The organism is Cupriavidus sp. GW823-FHT07B10 (genome assembly GCF_058794355.1).
On the sequence record NZ_JBXAGS010000011.1, the window covers coordinates 112,581 to 132,541 of the forward strand.

The window sequence follows — 19,961 nt, forward strand, 5'->3', positions numbered from 1 at the left end:
CACCGCCGCGGGCCGGCTCAGGCCGCGGGACGGACCCGGGAAGTGACGGCGGCGATGGTTGTGGCGCCGCTGGCGGTGGCCTGCAGCTCACGCGCCACGCCCGCCAGCACGCGGATGCCGGGCTCGATGCGGTCCAGCGAGATCGACGAGTATCCCAGCCGGAAGCCATTGCGCGGCGCGGGCTCGGCCATGAAGAAGACGCTGCCGGGCTCTATCAGCACGCCCTGCAGCTCGGCCAGCCGCGCCAGCGCATCGGCATCGAGCCAGGACGGCCCCTCGATCCAGCATGAGGCGCCGCCGGCGATCGGCACCGCGCGGAAGTCAGGCATATGCGTGGCCAGCGCCGCCAGCACGGCTTCGGCGCGCTCGCGGTGCGCGGCCGCCAGCCGGCGCAGGTGCGCGTCATAGTGGCCCAGCGACAGGAACAGCGAGAACGCGCGCTGGATATACGCCGACGGATGCCGCAGCATCAGCCGCCGCGCGCCGCGCAGCTCGGCGATCAGTGCCGCCGGCCCGACGATATAGCCGATGCGCAGCCCCGGCGCCAGGCTCTTGGACAGGCTGCCGACATAGATCACGCGGTTGCTGCGGTCCAGGCTCTTGAGCGTGGGGGTGGGGTCGCCTTCGAAGCGGCTTTCGCTTTCGTAGTCATCCTCGATCAGCACGAAGTCAGCTTCCTCGGCCTGGCGCAGCAGGGCCTGGCGGCGCGCCAGCGGCATGGTGACGGTGGTGGGGCACTGGTGGCCCGGGGTCACGTAGACGTAGTCGCAGGCGCGTTGCGCGTCAGACAGGGTCAGGCCGTCGCCGTCGACCGGCAGCGGCACCAGGTGGGAGGTGTGCGAGCCAAAGATATTGCGTGCGTCCGGATAGCCGGGGTCCTCGATCCCCACCGGCGTGTCGGGGCTGACCAGCAGGTCGGCCAGCAGGTACAGCGCCTGCTGCGCGCCCACGGTCACCACGATCTCGTCGGCGCCGGCCCACACGCCGCGGCGCGGCAGCACGCGGGTGCGGATCTGCTGCACCAGCGATTCGTCGTCGCGCAGGATCATGTCCTGGGCCCAGTCGTGGATGTCGAGCACGCTGAGCGCCTTCAGGCAGCATTCTCGCCAGTCCGCCGTGGGGAACAGCACCGGGTCGTACTGGCCGTAGATGAAGGGATAGGGGTAGTCGCGCCAGTTGGCGCGCTTGACGATATTGCGCTGCTGCGTGGGGCGGAACACAAAGCGCCGCTCCCAGTCCGGCTCGCCTGAGCGGGCGGGCACCGCCTCGCCGCGCAGCGAGGCCACGCCGCTCACGCGCGTGCCCAGGATCTCCGGGTTGACGAAGTAGCCGCTGCGCTCGCGCGCCACCAGGTAGCCTTCATCGACCAGCTGCTGGTAGGCCAGTACCACCGTGTTGCGCGCCACGCGCAGTTGCGCCGACAGCTCGCGGCTGCTGGGCAGCGGCTCGCCCTGCGGCAGCTGCTCGTCAAGGATGGCCGAGACCAGCATCTGGCGGATCTTGCCCTGCAGGCTCAGGCCCGAGTGGGCATGCTGCTGGAACAGCTGGGACCAGAGGGTGGTGGGAGACTTCAGGCTCATGGGGCAGGGGCGTTGCCTAGACGGCGAAGCGCGCCAGCATACCGCACCGGCGCGCCACGTCAGTCATGGTCAGTCATCAATACTCATGCAGGTCCGGGCGCGGCATCTCCGCCAGCGGCACTACCGGATCCACGCTACCGCGAAACAGTTGCCGCGCGGCGTAGGCCACCAGCAGGATGCCCAGGCTCACCACACCCAGCGCAAGCGGCGTGCGCTGGTCGGGGATGAAGGCCATCGCCACCACGATGCCGATCATGCCGACGATCGCCAGGTAGGTGAGGTACGGGTAGCACCACATGCGCACGCGCAGCTGGCCCGGCGCTTCGCGCTCCAGGCGGGAACGCAGGCGCAGCTGCGAGATCGCGATCAGGATGTAGACGAAGATCGCCACCGTGCCGTACGAGTTCACCAGGAAGGCAAACACCGTATCAGGCGAGACATAGGACATCACCACCGCACCGTAGCCGAACAGGGTCGCCACCAGGATGGCGCGCACCGGCACGCCGTTGCGGCTCACGCGGGCCAGCGACTTGGGGGCGTCGCCACGGCGGGTCAGCGCGAACAGCATGCGCGACGAGGCATAGAGGCCCGAGTTAAGCGCCGACAGCACCGCGGTCAGCACGATCGCGTTCATGATCTGCGCGGCCGCCGGCACGCCCATCACGTTCAGCGCGCTGACGTACGGCGTGGCGATGCTGTTGGAGTTCCACGGTACCAGGCAGACCACCAGCAGGATCGAACCCACATAGAACACCAGCACGCGCGTGATCACCGAGCTGGTGGCCTTGGCCACTGCCTTCTGCGGCTCGGCGGTCTCGGCGGCGGCGATGGTGACGATCTCGGCCCCGAAGTAGAAGCCCGTGGCGGCTACCGCTCCGGTCAGCACCGGTACGATGCCGTGCGGCATGAAGCCGCCGTTGGCGGTCAGGTTGGCCACCTGCATGCCATGGGCACCGGGCGCCAGGCCCAGCACATAGACGCCGGCGACGAACAGGAACACGATGATCGCGGCCACCTTGATCGACGCGAACCAGAACTCGAACTCGCCGAAGGACTTGACCGACACCAGGTTGGTCAGCGTCAGCATCACCAGCAGCACCAGGCTGATGATCCAGTTGGGCACGTCGGGCAGCCAGTAGCGCACCAGGTCGGCACCGGCCACGGCTTCCAGCGCCACCACGATGACCCAGAAGTACCAGTACATCCAGCCGGTCAGGAAGCCGGCCAGGTTGCCCACCGCCGGGCGGTCGCGCCAGGCTTCGCGCGCATACTCATAGAAACCGCCGGTGCCGGGCATGGCGCAGGCCATCTCGCCCAGCATGCGCATCACCAGCACCACCAGCAGGCCGGTGATCAGGAAGGAAAGGACCGCGGCCGGGCCGGCGGACTTGATGACGACGCCGCTGCCGACAAAGAGGCCTGCGCCGATCACGCCACCCAGCGCGATCATGGTCATGTGGCGTTGCTTCAGGCCGTGGGATAGCCCGTTGCCGGACTCTGGTTGTTGGATCATGTTGTGTCTCCTGTGCTGCGCTAGCTGTCGGTACTGCGTTGCAGCCAGTACAGCGTTTAAGGCAGGCGCCACGGCTTCTCTTCGGTATAGATGGCAGGGCAGTAATTGCCAGCCTGGGGCCGTGGTCGTTCAGTATTTGCAATCCCGGGGAGGGATGGCCTATCCGTACATGTCGACTTGTCTCCGGTGATCGCTTAAAAACTGGAACCAGAAGTTCCGAAAAATTGTTCTTTCACTGGAATGTAGGCCGTTCGCAGGGGAAGGTCAACCAGAAGTTTCGATAATTGATATGATTTGACTCTGAAAATGAAACTTACCTATGATGGAGCCAGGCATGAACGATATGCGCCTCGCCAAAAGTGACGCCAAGCCGGATGGAGACACGCCGGCACTGCGTTTGTTCGGCCTGCTCGAAGTCATCGCGGAGAAGGACCAGTCCTTCAACCTGCAGGCGCTGGTGGAAGAAACCGGACTGCCCAAGCCCACGCTGCACCGCATGCTGCAGCAGCTGGAGGCGGCGGGCCTGATCCAGCGCAACGGCGACGGGCGGCAATACGGCACCGGCCTGCGGCTGCGCCGGCTGGCGGAGAACCTGTTGCTCAACAGCACCTCGCACGGTGCGCGCCACATGGTGCTGCGCCGGCTGGTGGAAGAGGTGGGCGAGAGCTGCAACCTGACCGCGTTCTCCGGCGGCGAGGTGCTGTACCTGGACCGCGTGGAAACGGCGGCGCCGCTGCGCTTCTACCTGCATCCGGGCTCGCGCGTGCCCGCGCACTGCTCAGCCACGGGCAAGCTGTTCCTGGCGCAGCTGGCGCCGGCGCAGCGCCAGCGGCTGCTGGCCAACGTTGAGCTGGAACGCTACACGCAGAACACGCTGACCGACCACGCGCAGCTGGAAGCCGAACTGGAGCGCGTGAAGCGCGACGGCTACGCGATGGACGATGAAGAGTTCCTGCCGGGGCTGGTCTGCATCGGCGTGCTGGTGCCGGCCGTGGACGGCGGCAAGTCCAACCTTGGGCTGGCGCTGCAGGCCCCGGTGATGCGCGTGACGCGCGACAAGGTGCTGCAATTGCTGCCCGCGCTGCAGCGTGCGGCGGGCGCGCTGGCGGCGATCGAGGCCGACAGCGCCGGCAGCTGGCAGGGCGGCGCGGAAGAGGACGAATAGCGCGCACGGCGTCACGCGGATTGCTCCGCTTGCCGCAGTGCCGATGGCATGGCAGCAAGCAACAAGGAGCATGAGGTGACGCAAGACCAGTTTGGCAAGCCGGACCGGATGATTCCGGTGCGCAGCGCGTTCGGCATCGATTCCGGCCTGATGGTGCCGGCCTTCAGCCAGCGCGACGACCACGTGCCGGAGATCGATCCGGCCTACCGCTTCCAGCCCGAGGTGACGCTGGCAATCCTGTCCGGCTTCATGCGCGACCGGCGCGTGATGGTGCAGGGCCTGCACGGCAGCGGCAAGTCGACCCATATCGAGCAAGTCGCCGCGCGGCTGAACTGGCCTTGCGTGCGCGTCAACCTGGACGGGCATATCAGCCGGCTGGACCTGGTCGGCAAGGACGCCATCGTTATCCGCGACGGGCGCCAGGTCACCGAATTCCAGGAAGGCATCGTGCCGTGGGCGCTGCAGCGCCCGGTGGCGCTGATCTTCGACGAATACGACGCAGGCCGGCCTGATGTGATGTTCGTGATCCAGCGCATCCTGGAGCGCGACGGCAAGTTCACGCTGCTGGACCAGAACCGCGTGATCCGCCCGCATCCGTCTTTCCGTTTGTTTGCGACCTCCAATACCGTCGGCCTGGGCAACGTCAACGGCCTCTACCACGGCACCCAGCTGCTCAACCACGCGCAGATCGACCGCTGGAACGTGGTCGCCACGCTGGACTACCTGCCGCATGAAGAGGAGGCCGGCATCGTGCTGGCGCGCGTGCCGGAGCTGGACCACGACGCCGGGCGCGCGCTGGTCGATGCGATGGTGGCGCTGGCCGGGCTCACGCGCCGCGGGTTTGCCGCCGGCGATGTGTCGGCGCTGATGTCGCCGCGCACGGTGATCAGCTGGGCCGAGAACTGCCAGATCTTCCGCGACCCCGCGCTCGCCTTCCGGCTGACCTTCCTGAACAAGTGCGACGAAGCCGAGCGGCCGGTGGTGGCCGAGTACTACCAGCGTTGCTTTGGCCACCTGCCGGGCGAAGCCGCCGGCGTCAGCTCCGAGTCGGAGCCCGCGCGATGAGTGCGGCCACGGTCGCGCAGCAGTTGCGCCGGCGCCAGCGGCAGGATGAGCTGTCCGGTGCCGCGGTGCGCGCGATCACTGGCGATGCGGCGCTGCATTTCCGCGACGGCCAGCTCTGGCGCGCGATGCGCCCGGTGCCGCAGCATGCGCCGCACTTGCGCACGGACCTGGAAACTGACACGGCCACCTGCCTGCGCGGCGCGGCCGATGGTGCCGCCCTGCGCCAGGCGCATTCCGACGCCGCGCTGCATCGGCAGCTGTGCCCGGCAGATGCGGTCGAGCGCCTGGTCTTCGAACTGCTTGAGCAGCTGCGTTGCGAGACCCGCCTGCCGCGCGGCATGGCCGGCGTGGCGGCCAACCTGCGCCACCGCTTCATGGCGTGGTCGCGGGCCTTCCATCGCTCCGGGCTGACCGAGGGGCATCTCGGCATCCTGCTCTATACCGTGGCGCAGGTGTCGTGGTCGCGCCTGACGGGTGAGCCGGTGCTGGAAGAGACCGAAGACCTGATCGAAGCCACGCGCGCCGCCATCGTGCCGGTGCTCGGCACCGCGCTGGCCGGCCTGCGCGCGCAACGCCACGACCAGGCCGCCTACGCCGCGCACGCACTGGCGCTGGCGCGCGCGGTGGCGCAGATGATCCGTACCGAAGCCCCGCTTGCCGGCGAAGACGACGACAACGCAGCCTCGGCTGCGCGCGCCGGGTTTGCGCTGTGGCTGGATTTCGACGAACCGCCTGCGGAAGACTTTGCACTGGCCGACAGCGGCCACAGCCGCGTGCTGGCCGACGCCACCGACGGCTACCGCGTCTTCACCACCTGCTACGACCGCGAAGTGCGCGCCGCCACGCTGGTGCGCCGCGCCTTGCTGGACGAGTACCGCACGCGGCTTGACGCACGCATCGCGCGCGCTGGCGTGAACATCGCCCGGCTGGCGCGCCGGCTGCGCGCCGCGCTGTCGCAGCCGCGCGTGGACGGCTGGTCCTTCGGCGAGGAAAGCGGCCGTATCGACGGCCGCCGCCTGGCGCAGCTGGTCTGCTCCCCCTCCGAGCGCCGGCTCTTCCGCCTGGAAGCGCACAAGGCTCATGCCGACTGCGTGGTCGGCTTCCTGATCGACTGCTCCGGCTCGATGAAGGCGCAGGCCGAGCCGCTCACGCTGCTGATCGACATGCTCACGCGCGCACTCGACCAGGCCGGCGTGGCCACCGAGGTGCTCGGCTTCACCACCAACGCCTGGAACGGCGGCCGCGCCCGCGCCGACTGGCTCGCGCGCGGCCGCCCGCAGCACCCTGGCCGGCTCAACGAGACCTGCCATATGGTGTTCAAGGACGCGCAGCGAAGCTGGCGGCGCGCGCGCACCGACATCGCCGCACTGCTCAAGGCCGACCTGTTCCGCGAAGGCGTGGACGGCGAGGCGGTGGAGTGGGCCTGCGCGCGGCTGCACGCCAGCGGCAAGGCGCGCCGCATCCTGGTGGTGGTGTCCGACGGCAGTCCCATGGATACCGCGACCGGGCAGGCCAACGACGCCTGCTACCTCGACAACCACCTGAAGGCCGTGGTGGCGCGGCATGAGGCGCTGCGGGATGTGGAAGTGCTGGGGCTGGGGGTAGGGCTGGACTTGAGCCCCTACTACCGGCACACGCTGGCGCTGGACCTGTCGCAGCCGGTGGACATGGCGATGCTGGATGAGGTGGCGGGTCTGGTGGGGGCGAGGCGGCGGTAGCGGCAAGACTAGCGTTCGGAAACGCTGGCGCGAAGGCGCACCCGCCTGCCCCGCGCGGTATTCTTTCAGCCGCTCCTCAGCGCCCGCTCACCCGCGCATCGTCTCCCTGGGCTGCCATGACACCGCGATATCCCCATCGATAAAAGTCTGGCAGGCCAGCCGGAACCCCGTCGCCAGCTCCTCCTCGGTCAGCAGTTTCTTTTCCTTCGGCTTGACCGCGTCTGTATGCTCGTGGCCCTTTTCGATGCGGCATTTGCAGGTGCCGCACAGGCCGCCCCCGCACTTGAAAGGGATGCCGCCCTGCTCGCGCAGCGACACGCGCAGCAGATTGCTGTTGACGGGCGCGCTGACCGTCTTGCCGTGGTTGGTGAGGAAGGTGATCTGGATCATGGCGAAGATTGACTGAAGGTCAGGCGTTAGTAGTCAGGAGCGCCTGCCATGGCGACCGGGGCGGGCACCAGGGCGATGTCCATGCTGCCGAAGCTGGCCAGCTCGCGCAGCGCGACGCGGGCGGCTTCCAGCGTGGCGTACTTGTCGAGGAACTTGGTCGACACCAGGTTGACGATGCCGGGCGGCGTTTCTTCCATCACCCGCACCTTGGTGTCGGCGGCCAGTTCCGCGATGACAAAGCGCGCCGTGCGCTTGCCATAGAAGACGTAGTCGTATGCCTCGACCGCGGTCATGCCCGCGGTGGGCTCGGTGCGGAACTGACCGGGGCGGCTGGTGAGAAGGACGAACATGTCAGACATCCGCGCCGGCCGTGGCCACGATGGCAGGCGCCTGGGCGGGCAGGTCGTCCTGGGCCAGTTCGATGTCATGCTCGATCCAGAGCTGGCAGGCCAGCCGGTAGCCCTGTTCGAGCCGCTCGCCGAGTTGCTTTTTCTCTTTCCAGTTGGGCGGCGGCAGGTGTTCGGCGCCGGCGATCACGCGGCAGGCGCATTTGGAGCACTTGCCCATGCCGCACTCGTAGCGCAGGTTGGGGTAGGGGAACTGGCGGATCCCGGCGCGGACGACCAGGTTGGTCTGGGGTTTGACCTCGTCGACGAAGGTCTGGCCCTGCTTGTGGAAAGTGACTGTCGGCATGGCGCGGTTCCTGCCGGGCTGGCCGCCCGGCCTCATGAATTGTCGAAAAAATCGGAGGGGCCTGGCTGTTGCTTGCGGCCGCCTACGACCACAACACCATCGCGGCGACGGTGGAGCATGCCAGCCCGATCAGCACCGGGATCAGCAGCGCGCGCACCGCGTCCAGCACCGGCACGCGGGCGAAGCCCGCCACCGCGATCAGCGACGACCACGCCACCAGCGTGCCGCCGCCGGTCCAGACCGCGCCCATCTGGCCCACCGCGGCCAGCGTCGCGGGGTCGAAGCCGACCACCGGGCCGAGCGCGCCGGCCAGCGTGCCGGTCAGCGGCAGCCCTGCGAAACCGGAGCCGTCGATGCCGGTGATCATGCCGACCAGCAGCACCCCGAAGGCGACCAGCACGTGGTTGTCCGGGATCATGTGCTGGTAGGCCTGGATCAGCTCGAACAGCAGGCTCGGCGCCTTGCCCGGCGGCAGGCCCAGGATCTGCGCGGCGGTTTCGCCGGCGCCGACGAAGAAAAAGCCCGCGATCGGCAACACCGAGCCCATCGCCTTGAAGGCAAAGACAAAGCCGTCGGTGATGTGCTCCGGGCACACGTCGAGCATGCGGCGCGGGCCTTCCGCGGCCAGCGTCGCCAGCATCATCAGCACCGCCGCGACGCCGCCGACCAGCGCAGCCGCATCGCCGCCCTTGAGGTCCTGCACGCCGGTACCCAGCTTGGGCAGCACCATGACGGCGACCACTGCGAGGAAAGCAATCGGCGTTACGATCGCGAAGCATTTCGACCACTTCACCCGGCGCCGGGCCACCATCGCCAGGCTTGCCTCGATATTGCTGTCGCTGGCCAGCGGCTCGGCGTGGGCGGTGCCCCTGGCGATCTCGGCCTTGTCGAAGGTACCGCCGCCTTCCAGCGCCTCGGCGCTGCCGCTGGCGCGCGCCTGCCAGCGGTCGAGCAGGGTGCCGCAGGCGGGGACGATATGCTTGCGCATCGACAGATAGGCCAGGCACAGCGCAATCGTGCCGGTGATGATCGACAGCGCCAGCGCGCGATCGGCCACCACCGCGGCGCTCACCGCCGCGCCGGCCGCCTTGGCGCTGATGCCGGGCGCGACGCCGATCACATAGTCCGATGACAGCGCCATGCCCTGGCCGGCGATGGCGATGGCCATCGCGCCCGCCAGCGGCGGCAGCCCCGCCGCGATAGCGGCCGGCAGCAGGATCGCGGAGACCAGCGGCACGGCCGGGGTTGGCCAGAAGAACAGCGAGATGACGTAAGTGATGCCCGCCAGGATAAAGAACGCCGAATGCCCGTTCTTCATCACCACGCGGAAGGGCTCGACCATGCGGATGTCGGAGCGCAGCGTTTTGAGCGCATTGAGCAGCGCCGTCATGAACGCGATCACAAGGAAGATATTGAACAGCTCCTTGGCGGCAACCAGGCTCGCGGAAAACACCCCGCCCAGCGCCGAAACCGGGCTGCCGGTAAGCGCAAACACGACCAGGGCGGTGCCAACGATCGACGGCACGACAACATTGGCGCGCAGGATCATCGTCAGCACGATGACTGCTACCCCTGACAGATAGATCCAGTGCGCGGCACCGATCACGACTTGTTGTGACATGAAGACTCCCTTGGGGCGGAGGGGTTGTGGGGCCCGGATTCCCTCTCAGCTTCGGAATCCGGTGTTGGTATACTATATTCCGATGCAATCTCGCGACAACAGGTTTTTCATCCGGAATTACGCCTAGCCCAGACTGGTGCAAGTTGCCCGAACGTCGCACATTTATTGGGCCTGCGGCGGTATGTGGCGTCCTCCAAGTGGTGCGCGGACAGGTGAGTGATTTGCAAGGTCGCCGCCGCGACATGTAGACTGTATACCGTTAAGCGCAGCTTCCTCGCGAAGTGCGAGCAATATGAGCAGGAGGCATGCCCGCATAAGGCCGTCCCTCCAACCCGCTTCGTATGCCCTCCAAGCTGCTGTCCCGACTTGCTGCCATGACCTCTGCCTTGCCCGCCACGTTGTACTCCCTGCTCCCCACAGGCCTCTCCGTCTCCACTTATCTATGGATGGGTGCGCTCATCCTGGTGGGCGCTTGCCTGCAAGGCGTGGGCGGGATCGGCTTCGCGATGCTTTCGGCGCCGCTGGGCGCAATCTTCTTCCCGGACCTCGTGCCGGGACCGCTGCTGGCGATGGGCTGCTGTCTCTCTTTGATGGGCGCGCTGCGTGAGCGGGAGGCGATCGCGTGGCGCATCGCAGGCTTCGCCCTGATCGGGCGCGCGCTTGGCGGGGCGGCAGCGGTGCTGACCATGGCGTGGCTGGCGCCGGGGCCGCTGGGGGTGCTGTTCTCAGTGTCGATACTCGCCGCCGTGGCGCTGAGCCTGCTGGGCTGGCGCCTGCTGCCGACCTCGCCCAATGTGGTCATCGCCGGCACCGTGTCGGGCTTCATGGGAACGATCACCTCGGCCGGTGCGCCGCCGTTCGCGCTGGTCATGCAGCACATGGCGCCGGCGCCGATGCGCGCGACGATGGGTTGCATCCTGTCCGGCGGCGCGGTGCTGTCGCTCTCCATGCTGGCGCTGGCGGGGCGCTTCGGTTTGCCGCAGCTGGTGCTGGCGGCGGCCCTTGCGCCATTCCTGTTTGCGGGTTTCGCGCTCTCGAACCGGTTGCGCGGGTACGTCTCGCCCGGGGCGGTGCGCCGGCTGCTGCTGGGTCTTTGCGCTGCCGGGGCACTCGGTGTCCTCGGCCGCACTGCCTTTTCGTGACGCTCTGGCCCGCAGAGATCACTGTCTTTCCTGTCTCCATCCCAACCAGCGGAGTTCCCATGCAGCACATTACAGACGCGATGATCGATGCCCACGTCAGCCCGGACGATGCCCGGCAAGTCATGGAAGCCGCTTTTTCCAGCTTCGGTCGCGGCGACGCCGCGATGCAGGAGCGCATTCGCACCGAGGCGGGCGGCGTCAAGCTGTCCACGCTGGGTGCGGTGATCCCGCAGCAGGGCGTGGCGGGCGCGAAGGTCTACACCACCATCAACGGCCAGTTCTCCTTTGTCATCCTGATCTTCTCGACTGACGACGGCCGGCCGCTCGCGTCGTTCGACGCCGGCGCCATCACGCGCCTGCGCACGGCCGCCTGCACCACGCTCGCGGCGCAGCGGCTGGCCCGGCCCGGCGCGCGCACGCTGGCGCTGTTCGGCGCCGGCACGCAGGGTGTGCAGCACGCGCGCCAGCTCAGCGAGACGCTCGGGCTGGCGCGCATCCTGGTGTCCGATCCGCACGCCGATGCCGGCATGCCGGCGCGGCTGTCGGCGCTGTGCGGCATCCCGGTCACGCTGGCGGAGCCCGATGCTGCCGTGGCCGAGGCCGATATCGTCGTCACGGCGTCGCGCGCGACCACGCCGCTGTTCGCGGGCGTGTCGCTCCGGCCTGGCGCTTTCGTCGCCGCCATCGGCTCCAGCCTGCCGCATACGCGTGAGCTGGACGATACCGCGCTGCGCCGCGCCGCCGCCGTGGTGGTCGAGTGGCGCCCGCAGTCCGTGCGCGAGGCGGGCGACATCGTGCTGGCCGATTCGCAGGCTCTTCCGCGCGAGAAGATTGTCGAGCTGGGCGAGGTGGTCCTTGGCAAGGTGTCGCCGCGCCAGCGGGACGACGACATCGTGATCTACAAGTCAGTCGGCGTAGGGCTGGAGGACGTGGCGCTGGCGGGCTTCGCCTGGTCCCGCATCGCCGGCGCGGCGGAGCGTCGCGCGGCCTGAGCGCCATTGCCCGCGACACCGACGGGTAAACACTTACATGATTAGTCAACGAAGCCCTTGTCGTCGCTGCCTGGCTGTATATAGTATACAACCATGCAAGGGCTGATCGATTTGCGAAGCGACCCCGGCATCCAACCCACTTAATCGCCCCACCTCGCCAACCAGGAGCCTCCGCCATGGCCGAACTGATGAACCGCGAAGCATTCCGTGCCGCCCTCGAAGAAGCCATCAAAGGCAAGAGCGCCAACAAGGCGCCGTTCAGCGTGGCCTGGGCCAGCGGCAAGCTGACCCGCGCCCATCTCGCACGCTGGGCCGAGAACCACTATCACTACGTAGGCCCGTTCGCGGATTACCTGGGCTACATCTACGCCCGCACCCCGGACCGCTATACCGAAGCCAAGGATTTCCTGCTCGCCAATATGTATGAGGAAGAGATCGGCGGCGACCGCCATACCGACCTGCTGATCCGCTTCGCCGAAGCCTGCGGCACCACCCGCGAGCGCGTGATCGACCCGGACAATATGTCGCCCACCACCCGTGGCCTGCAGAGCTGGTGCTACGCCGTGGCCATGCGTGAAGACCCCATCGTCGCGGTAGCCGGGCTGGTGGTCGGGCTGGAGTCGCAGGTGCCGTCGATCTACCGCAAGCAGACCCCGACGCTGCGCGACAAGTACCAGTTCACTGACGAGGAAGTCGAATTCTTCGACCTGCATATCGTCTCGGACGAGATCCACGGCGAGCGCGGCTACCAGATCGTGCTGGAGCACGCCAACACGCCGGAGCTGCAGCAGCGCTGCCTGAAGATCTGCGAGATCGGCGCGCAGATGCGGCTGCTGTACACGACGGCGCTCTATCACGACTACGTCGAGAAAGAGCTGCCGCTGCCCGAGCTCGACATGGCCGCCTGAGCGCTGCCTCGTTTCCGCCTCCCTACCGGATCGACGATGACCGTGTTCCTCAACCATATCGACGGCGAATGGACGGCCTGCCAGTCGGGCCGCACCTTCGACAACGTCAACCCGGCCGATACCGCCGATATCGTGGGGCGCTTCCAGGCGTCTTCCGCGGTGGACGCGCAGGCGGCCGTCGCCGCCGCGGCGGCTGCGTTTACCGGCTGGAAGAAGACCCCGGTCGGCAAGCGCGCCGCCATCCTCAACCGCGCCGCCGAGCATCTCGAGGCCAACGCCGATAGCATCGCCGCCGAGCTGACCCGCGAGGAAGGCAAGGCGCTGGCGCTGGCCCGCGACGAGGTGCTGCGCTCGGCCCAGACGCTGCGCTTCTATGCAGTGGAAGGGCAGACCTTCACCGGCGAGGTGTTCCCGAACGACGACCCCGACCAACTCGTCTACAGCCAGCGCGAGCCGCTGGGCGTGGTGACCGTGATCGCGCCGTGGAACTTCCCGGTATCGATCCCGGCCCGCAAGATCGCCCCGGCGCTGGTGACCGGCAACACAGTAGTGTTCAAGCCGTCGTCCGAGGCGCCGCTGTCGGGCTACCGGCTGGCCGAGGCGCTGGTCAAGGCCGGCCTGCCCAAGGGCGTGCTGAATTTCATCACCGGCAGCGCGGCGGAAATCGGCGCTGCCATCACCGAGGCGCCGGCCGTGCGGGCGATCTCGTTCACCGGCTCGTCGCGCGCCGGCGAGCAGATCCACCGCGCCGTGCCGCTGACCACGCGCACGCAGATGGAGCTGGGCGGCAAGAACCCGCTGATCGTGATGGAAGACGCCGACCTCGACCGCGCCGTCGACCTGACCATCAAGGGCGGCTTCTCGCTGTCGGGGCAGGCGTGCACCGGGACCAGCCGCGTGCTGGTGGCCGAGTCCGTCAAGGCGGCATACACAGAGCGGTTGCTGGCGAAGGTCGCCACCCTCAAGGTCGGCAGCGGCATGACGGCCGGGATGGACCTCGGGCCGCTGGCGTCGCACAAGCAGCTGGAAACGGTGCTGCGTTACATCGATATCGGCAAGTCCGAGGCGACGTTGCTGTGCGGCGGCGCGCGCCTTGCCGGCGGCGACTTCGACAAGGGCTACTACGTGGCGCCGACCGTGTTTACCGACGTGACCCAGCAGATGCGGATCGCGCGCGAGGAGGTCTTCGGGCCGGTGATCGCCATCCTGGGCTTCACCGACTACGCCGACGCCATCGCCAAGGCGAACGACACCGAGTACGGCCTGGCGGCGGCCATCGTCACCAGCAACCCGCGCTACATCCACCACTTCGCCACGGACATCGAGGCGGGCACGGTCAAGGTCAACCGCACCACCACCGGCAACCTGGTCAACGCGCCCTTTGGCGGGGTAAAGCGGTCGAGCACCTCGACCTTCCGCGAGTCGGGCCGCACCGGCCTGGAGTTCTATACGCAGGTCAAGACGGTCTACCGCGGCGCCTGAGCCCGGCCGTCACAAGGAGTCATAGAGACATGAAAAAAGCCATCAAGCTGGAACTGCGCGAGGCGCGCCATATGGTTGCAGCCGCGATCCGGCGCTCGGAGGAAATCGGCGTGCTGGAGTCGATCTGCGTGGTCGACGAGGGCGGCTATCCGCTCGCGCTCGAGCGCATGGACGGCGCCCGCATCACCGGGCCGCAGATCGCATGGAACAAGGCCTTCACGGCCGCGGGCCACAAGCGCTCCACGCACCTGTTCACCACGCCGCCCAACGGGCCGGCACTGCCAGGCAACGAGGCATTCGGCATCCAGTGGAGCTTCGAGGGCAAGTTCGCCGCGTTCGTGGGCGGCTTCCCGATTGTCGTCAACGACGAGGTGATCGGCGGCATCGGCCTGTCCGGCGGCAATGGCGAGCAGGACACGCAGGCCGGGCTGGCCGCGCTGCTGGCGCTGGCCGAGCTGCTGGCGCCGCAGGACCTCAAGGTGTTGGTGCAGGCCGATATCAAGAAGTAGGAGGCGCCATGTCGTACCGCATCCAGATCGCCGAAACGCAGCAGGTCTTTTTTGTCGAACGCGGCGAGACCCTGCTGCAGGCCGCCGGGCGCGCCAGTATCGCCTTGCCGCGCGACTGCCAGCTGGGCGGCTGCGGCACCTGCCGTATCCGGCTGCTGGCCGGGCAGGTGCGGTATGACGAGGAACCGTTCGGTCTGGCCCCGGACGAGGCCGCCGCCGGCTACGCGCTGGCCTGCCAGGCGCAGCCGCTGGGCGACCTGGTCATCAGCACGGCGTGCGAGGACGAGGCCTGCGCCGAGCCGGCGCGTTATCGGGCGCTGGTGCAGGCCGTGCGCGCGTTGTCGGCTGACGTTTTGCATATCGAACTGGAAGTGCCGGACGCTGGTGCGCTCGACTATCGTCCCGGCCAGTACCTGAAGCTATTGAGCGAGGATGGGCGCGCGCGCAGCTTCTCGATGGCATCGGTGCCGCGCGACGGACGGGTCGACCTGCATGTGCGGCGCATCCCGGGCGGCGCCTTCACCGACGGCATCCTGCCGCAGATGAAAGCGGGCGACGCCGTTGACGTCGAACTGCCGCTCGGCAGCTTCTTCTACCGCGCCATGGATTACCGGCCACTGCTGATGGTGGCCACCGGCACCGGGCTGGCGCCGATCAAGGCCATCCTCGAATCGCTGATGGACGATCCCGACTGCCCACCGGTGTCGCTCTACTGGGGCATGCGGAAGCCGGAAGACCTGTACCTGCACTCCGATATCCCCGCCTGGGGCGAGCGGCTGTATGACTTCCAGTACGTACCGGTGCTGTCCCGTGCCGGCGCAGGATGGCAAGGACGGCGCGGTTACGTGCACGATGCGGCGCTGGCTGACCTGGGTGACCTGAGCGAGCACGCCATCTATTTGTGCGGTTCTCCCAATATGATCCGAGACGCGCGCACCGCTTTCCTGGCGAGCGGCGCCAGTACGGATCACATTTATGCGGACAGCTTCACCTTCCAGCATTGTTAAGACATGGTACAGGGAACGGCTGGTATACAATGATGCCAGCCTTTCCGCTTACGCCTTTGCCGACCCATGTCTCTCACTCCATCTCCTGCCGCGCCCGCCGAGCCGCTGAGCCTCGGTGCCAGCCACTCGCCGCTGTTCGCCCTTGTCACCGACAAGCTGCGTGAAGGCATCCTGAACGGGAAGTACGCGCCAGGTGAACGGCTGGTGGAAAACAAGCTGTCGGCCGAACTGGGCGTGTCGCGCATCCCGGTGCGCGAGGCGCTGCGCGCGCTGGCCAGCGAGGGCCTGGTGGTGATCGAGCCGCGCCGCGGCGCAACCGTTGCCAGCCTGTCGCCAGTGATCGCGCGCGAGATGGTGGAGGTGCGCGCGACGCTGGAAGGGCTCAACGCCAAGCTCGCCGCGCAGCGCCGCGACCCGGCGCTGGTTGCTGAGCTGGAGAGCGTGCTGCGCCAGGGCATGGATGCCGCCGCCCAGGGCCGCGCGGATGAGTTGCTCGCCCTCAATACCCGCTTCCATGAGGTGCTCGGCACCATAGCCGCCAACAGCGTGCTGCAGGAAATGATGCGTTCGCTGCGCGAGCGCACCGCGGTGCTGTTCGGCCCGGCCAACGTGGTTCGCGCCCGTCAGAACTGGGATGAACACGCCCAGATCCTGCAGGCAGTCATCGCCGGGGATGCCGACCTTGCCGCCTTGCTGGCCGCGCGCCATGTCTACAGTGCCGCCAAGGCGGCAGACTTGCCGGTGGACGGGCAGGGCAGGGCAGAGGCGGCCTGAGGGCGTTGGGCCCCGGTTTTTCCTCTCCCGTTTCCAGCATTTCGTTGCATGCCCGGCAACTGGGCATTGCATGCGCCACCATGGCGCGTTGCACCAATTTAGGTATACTGTAGGCATTCCAGATCAATAGGGATTTACCATGCAGTCGCCTGAGCAACGCTATCTTTCGCAACCCGTCGGCCAGCAACTGTTGCACCACTTTGCCGCGCGCAATGCCGTCCGCCATGCCACGCCGCTGCTGCCGCTGCGCCTGCGCGATATCGGCCGCTTCTTCCTGGCGCTGGGCGGCCGCGCCCCACGCCGTGGCCATTGCTGATCCAGCCTGACTGAGAGCCGGCGGCGTCAGCACGCCGCCGCTGCCTCCTGGCAGGCGTTCTGCCTGCCGACCATTCACCTTCTACGCTTTCCACTGCTGGCGTGCTTCAGCGCGCTCGCGCGTGACACTTTCGCTTGCGCTCCGTTCAATACGGAATATAGTATACCAACGCATTCGCAGCACTTCCCGAAGCTTGTCCTATACGCCCCCACCGCGCCGCTGCCGGCTCGGATAATGACAAGGAGTCGATGTGAACCTGTCCGACCGGGCTCCCGGCGGTTTTCCGCCGTTGTGGGAGGTGGCACAGCGGCTCGCCGCCGGCGAAGTCTCCGCGGTAGAACTGGTGGATGGCTGCGAAGCCGCGTGGCACGACTGGCACGGCATCATCAATGCGCTGGTGCTGTCAGATTTCGATGCCGCCCGCGCCGCGGCGCTGGAAAGCGACCGAAGGCGCCGGGCAGGGCAAGCGCGCGGGGTACTCGACGGCGTGCCGTTCTCGGTCAAGGAGTCGTTCGACGTCGCCGGCTGGCCGACCACTTGCGGCAATCCGGCCATGCAGGGCCGTGCGGCCCAGCACGACGCCGCGGTAGTGCAGCGCCTGCGCGATGCCGGCGCCGTCCTGCTCGGCAAGACCAACGTTCCGCTCGGCCTGCGTGACTGGCAAAGCTACAACGCCATCTACGGCACCACCCGCAATCCGCACGATCCGTCGCGCACGCCGGGCGGCTCGTCCGGCGGCAGCGCGGCGGCGGTGTGCGCCGGCCTGTCATATTTCGATGTGGGCTCCGATATCGGCTCCTCGCTGCGCAATCCGGCCCACTACTGCGGCATCTTCTCGCTCAAGCCCAGCCATGGCCTGGTGCCGCTGGCAGGCCACGGGGTGGGTCCGGCGCGCTTCGGCGAACAGGACATCAATGTCGCCGGCCCCTTGGCCCGCAGCGCGCGCGACCTGGAACCGGTGTTGCGCGCCATTGCCGGCCCGCACGGCGACGAGGCGCTGCCCTACCGCCTTGATCTGCCAGAGTGTCCGCACCGACGGCTGGCCGACTTCCGCGTCGCGGTGTTGCCCACCCATGCGCAGGCTGAATCCGACGGCGAGGTTGCCGCGCAGATCGAAAAACTGGGCTACTGGCTGGCCGGGCAGGGCGCGCGCGTGGACTGGCATGTGCGGCCGGATTTCGATGCGGCCGAACTGTGGCACGTCTACGTGACGCTGCTGCGCGCAACCACCGCGGTGCACATGGACGATGCGGCCTATGCCGACGCGTTGAACCGCACCGCCACAGCCGCCGCGGACGACCATGCCTACGCCACCCTCCAGTACACCGGCGCGACCCTGAGGCATCGCGACTGGCTGCGCCTGCAGGTGGCCCGCGAACGCTTTGCCACCGCGTGGCGGCGCTTCTTCTCCACCTATGACGTGCTGCTGTGCCCGGCCGCAGCCACCACGGCCTTCGCGCTGGACGAGGCCGGCCAGCCCTGGCAGCGCAGCCTCACCGTCAACGGCCGCGCGCAGCCGATGACCACGCAATTGTTCTGGGCCGGCCATTCCGGGCTGTGCGGGCTGCCTTCAGCGGTGGCGCCGATCGGGCCGGGCACCAGTAGCCTGCCGGTCGGCGTGCAGATCGTCGCCGGCCGCTACCGGGATCTCACCGCGCTGCGCTTTGCCAGCCTGCTGGAAGGCGCGGGCTACGCGTTCCGGCCCCCGCCGCGGCCGTCTGTCCTGCCGGCGGATCACAACAACTAAGCCACAACACCACACACACCACAGGGAGGGATCATGTTCGACTGGTTCCGTGATTTGTCGTGCATGGAGCGCAAGGGCTTCTATGGCGCGTTCCTTGGGCATGCGGTCGATGTCTTCGACTTCATGATCTATTCGTTCCTTATCTCCACGCTGCTGGGGCAGTGGAGCATGAGCAAGTCGACAGCGGGCGCCATCGTCACCTGGACGCTGGTGTCGTCGCTGGTTGGTGCGATCGGGGCCGGCATCCTGGCCGACCGCTACGGGCGCGTGCGGGTGCTGCGCTGGACCATCGTGGTGTTCGCGGGGGCCTGCTTCCTGTGCGGGCTGGCGCAGTCGCCGGAGCAGCTGATGCTGTTCCGCATGATCCAGGGCCTGGGGTTTGGCGGGGAGTCGTCGCTGTGCATGGTGCTGGTGACGGAGATGATCCGCAATCCGGTCCATCGCGGCAAATACTCGGGCTTTACCGCCAGCAGCTATTCCTTCGGCTGGGGCGCGGCGGCCATCGTGTACGCGATCGCATTCAGCGTGCTGCCGGCGGAGACGGCGTGGCGGGTCTGCTTCTTCCTCGGCATCCTGCCGGCGCTGGTGGTGGTCTACCTGCGCCGCAACCTGGAAGAGCCGGAAATCTTCCTGAAGAGCCGGGCGGCCGGCCGGCAGGGGGCGGCGCTGGCAGGCCTGGGCCGGCTGTTCCGTGGGCCGCTGCTGTCCAAGACCTTGTTGTGCAGCCTGCTGTCGGGCGGGATGCTGGGCGCGTACTATGCCATCGCCACGTGGTTGCCGACCTTCCTCAAGACCGAGCGCGGCCTGTCGGTGTTCGGCACCAGTTCTTACCTGGCGGTCACCATTATCGGCTCACTGATCGGCTACGTGGCGGGCGCCTACGCCACCGACCGCTGGGGCCGGCGGCTGACCTACATCGCCTTCGCGGTCGGGGCGTTCGTGGCCGCGCTGGTCTATATGGTGATCCCGGTGTCGAATACGTCGATGCTGTTCCTTGGCTTCCCGCTCGGCATCCTGATGCAGGGCGTGTTCGCGGGCATCGGCGCGACCATCTCCGAGTCTTATCCCAACGATATCCGGGCAACGGGGTATGGCGTTTCGTATAACGCCGGCCGGGTGATCGGTTCGCTGTTCCCGCTGTCGGTGGGGTGGCTGAGTACGGGGCGCACCTCGCTGCCGATCGCGATCGCCATCGTGGCGGGAGTCGGCTACGCGATGGTAGTGGTCGCCGCGGTGCTGCTGCCCGAGACTACCGGTATGGACCTGGGGCAGGCGGGCGGCGGCGGGGAGAAGGAAGAGACCGCGCCGCTGGCGCAGCCCGCAGGCTCAATCGCCTGAG

At 67.8% G+C, this 19,961-nt stretch carries 19 protein-coding genes; 13 read left to right on the forward strand and 6 right to left on the reverse strand.

The window, feature by feature from the left end; genetic code table 11:
• Positions 1 to 17 precede the first annotated feature (17 nt).
• Together pdxR and AC1Q6V_RS22265 are read right to left on the reverse strand one after the other, a co-directional pair.
• Entirely contained in the window at positions 18 to 1,580 is a 1,563-nt protein-coding gene (gene pdxR, locus AC1Q6V_RS22260; protein WP_011617530.1) for a MocR-like pyridoxine biosynthesis transcription factor PdxR, read from the reverse strand.
• A 76-nt stretch (positions 1,581 to 1,656) separates the two neighbouring features.
• Entirely contained in the window at positions 1,657 to 3,093 is a 1,437-nt protein-coding gene (locus tag AC1Q6V_RS22265) for an amino acid permease (protein WP_454749687.1), read from the reverse strand.
• Positions 3,094 to 3,427: 334 nt separating this feature from the next.
• On the opposite strand from AC1Q6V_RS22265, the gene AC1Q6V_RS22270 reads away from it, so the two are divergent.
• The 3 genes from AC1Q6V_RS22270 to AC1Q6V_RS22280 are packed head-to-tail and all read left to right on the forward strand — an operon-like array spanning position 3,428 to position 7,041.
• The gene (locus AC1Q6V_RS22270; RefSeq protein ID WP_011617529.1) at positions 3,428 to 4,258 is read left to right on the forward strand and encodes an IclR family transcriptional regulator; all 831 of its coding nucleotides are present in this window, start codon (positions 3,428 to 3,430) and stop codon (positions 4,256 to 4,258) included.
• Between the two features lie 48 nt (positions 4,259 to 4,306).
• A complete protein-coding gene (locus AC1Q6V_RS22275; protein ID WP_010812870.1) occupies positions 4,307 to 5,323 on the forward strand; it encodes an AAA family ATPase in 1,017 nt (338 codons plus the stop codon).
• Positions 5,320 to 7,041, forward strand: a complete 1,722-nt coding sequence (locus tag AC1Q6V_RS22280) for a cobaltochelatase CobT-related protein (RefSeq protein ID WP_454749686.1) — start codon at positions 5,320 to 5,322, stop codon at positions 7,039 to 7,041. The genes AC1Q6V_RS22275 and AC1Q6V_RS22280 overlap by 4 nt, the downstream gene beginning before the upstream one ends.
• Before the next feature lie 87 nt (positions 7,042 to 7,128).
• Here the strand turns inward: AC1Q6V_RS22280 and AC1Q6V_RS22285 are convergent, their stop codons facing one another.
• The 4 genes from AC1Q6V_RS22285 to AC1Q6V_RS22300 all read right to left on the reverse strand — a co-directional run bounded on the left by AC1Q6V_RS22285 (position 7,129) and on the right by AC1Q6V_RS22300 (position 9,745).
• The gene (locus tag AC1Q6V_RS22285) at positions 7,129 to 7,431 is read right to left on the reverse strand and encodes a 2Fe-2S iron-sulfur cluster-binding protein (RefSeq protein WP_010810366.1); all 303 of its coding nucleotides are present in this window, start codon (positions 7,429 to 7,431) and stop codon (positions 7,129 to 7,131) included.
• Between the two features lie 26 nt (positions 7,432 to 7,457).
• Complete coding sequence (locus AC1Q6V_RS22290; RefSeq protein WP_011617526.1) at positions 7,458 to 7,781, reverse strand: hypothetical protein; 324 nt, start codon at positions 7,779 to 7,781, stop codon at positions 7,458 to 7,460.
• A 1-nt stretch (position 7,782) separates the two neighbouring features.
• Positions 7,783 to 8,124, reverse strand: coding sequence for a 2Fe-2S iron-sulfur cluster-binding protein (locus tag AC1Q6V_RS22295; protein WP_010810364.1), 342 nt, complete (start codon positions 8,122 to 8,124; stop codon positions 7,783 to 7,785).
• An 82-nt stretch (positions 8,125 to 8,206) separates the two neighbouring features.
• Positions 8,207 to 9,745 (reverse strand): hypothetical protein, encoded by a 1,539-nt coding sequence (locus AC1Q6V_RS22300; protein WP_010810363.1) that lies wholly within the window; start codon positions 9,743 to 9,745, stop codon positions 8,207 to 8,209.
• Positions 9,746 to 10,191: 446 nt separating this feature from the next.
• On the opposite strand from AC1Q6V_RS22300, the gene AC1Q6V_RS22305 reads away from it, so the two are divergent.
• The 10 genes from AC1Q6V_RS22305 (at position 10,192) to AC1Q6V_RS22350 (ending at position 19,960) form a co-directional block, all read left to right on the forward strand.
• Positions 10,192 to 10,887, forward strand: coding sequence for a sulfite exporter TauE/SafE family protein (locus tag AC1Q6V_RS22305; protein ID WP_010810362.1), 696 nt, complete (start codon positions 10,192 to 10,194; stop codon positions 10,885 to 10,887).
• A 59-nt stretch (positions 10,888 to 10,946) separates the two neighbouring features.
• Complete coding sequence (locus AC1Q6V_RS22310; RefSeq protein ID WP_010810361.1) at positions 10,947 to 11,879, forward strand: ornithine cyclodeaminase family protein; 933 nt, start codon at positions 10,947 to 10,949, stop codon at positions 11,877 to 11,879.
• Positions 11,880 to 12,055: 176 nt separating this feature from the next.
• Positions 12,056 to 12,787, forward strand: a complete 732-nt coding sequence (locus AC1Q6V_RS22315; RefSeq protein WP_010810360.1) for an iron-containing redox enzyme family protein — start codon at positions 12,056 to 12,058, stop codon at positions 12,785 to 12,787.
• Between the two features lie 36 nt (positions 12,788 to 12,823).
• Positions 12,824 to 14,269, forward strand: coding sequence for an aldehyde dehydrogenase family protein (locus AC1Q6V_RS22320; protein ID WP_454749685.1), 1,446 nt, complete (start codon positions 12,824 to 12,826; stop codon positions 14,267 to 14,269).
• 29 nt (positions 14,270 to 14,298) lie between these two features.
• Positions 14,299 to 14,778 (forward strand): GlcG/HbpS family heme-binding protein, encoded by a 480-nt coding sequence (locus AC1Q6V_RS22325; protein ID WP_010810358.1) that lies wholly within the window; start codon positions 14,299 to 14,301, stop codon positions 14,776 to 14,778.
• A gap of 8 nt (positions 14,779 to 14,786) precedes the next feature.
• A complete protein-coding gene (locus AC1Q6V_RS22330; RefSeq protein WP_454749684.1) occupies positions 14,787 to 15,785 on the forward strand; it encodes a 2Fe-2S iron-sulfur cluster-binding protein in 999 nt (332 codons plus the stop codon).
• 66 nt (positions 15,786 to 15,851) lie between these two features.
• Positions 15,852 to 16,559: a GntR family transcriptional regulator gene (locus AC1Q6V_RS22335; protein WP_010810356.1), complete on the forward strand. Its 708-nt coding sequence runs from the start codon at positions 15,852 to 15,854 to the stop codon at positions 16,557 to 16,559.
• Positions 16,560 to 16,698: 139 nt separating this feature from the next.
• Positions 16,699 to 16,875 (forward strand): hypothetical protein, encoded by a 177-nt coding sequence (locus AC1Q6V_RS22340; protein WP_010810355.1) that lies wholly within the window; start codon positions 16,699 to 16,701, stop codon positions 16,873 to 16,875.
• A 250-nt stretch (positions 16,876 to 17,125) separates the two neighbouring features.
• Positions 17,126 to 18,622, forward strand: coding sequence for an amidase (locus tag AC1Q6V_RS22345; RefSeq protein ID WP_011617521.1), 1,497 nt, complete (start codon positions 17,126 to 17,128; stop codon positions 18,620 to 18,622).
• A 33-nt stretch (positions 18,623 to 18,655) separates the two neighbouring features.
• Positions 18,656 to 19,960 carry an MFS transporter gene (locus tag AC1Q6V_RS22350; RefSeq protein ID WP_454749683.1) on the forward strand — a complete coding sequence of 435 codons (1,305 nt, stop codon included), beginning with the start codon at positions 18,656 to 18,658 and terminating at the stop codon, positions 19,958 to 19,960.
• Position 19,961: the final 1 nt, after the last annotated feature.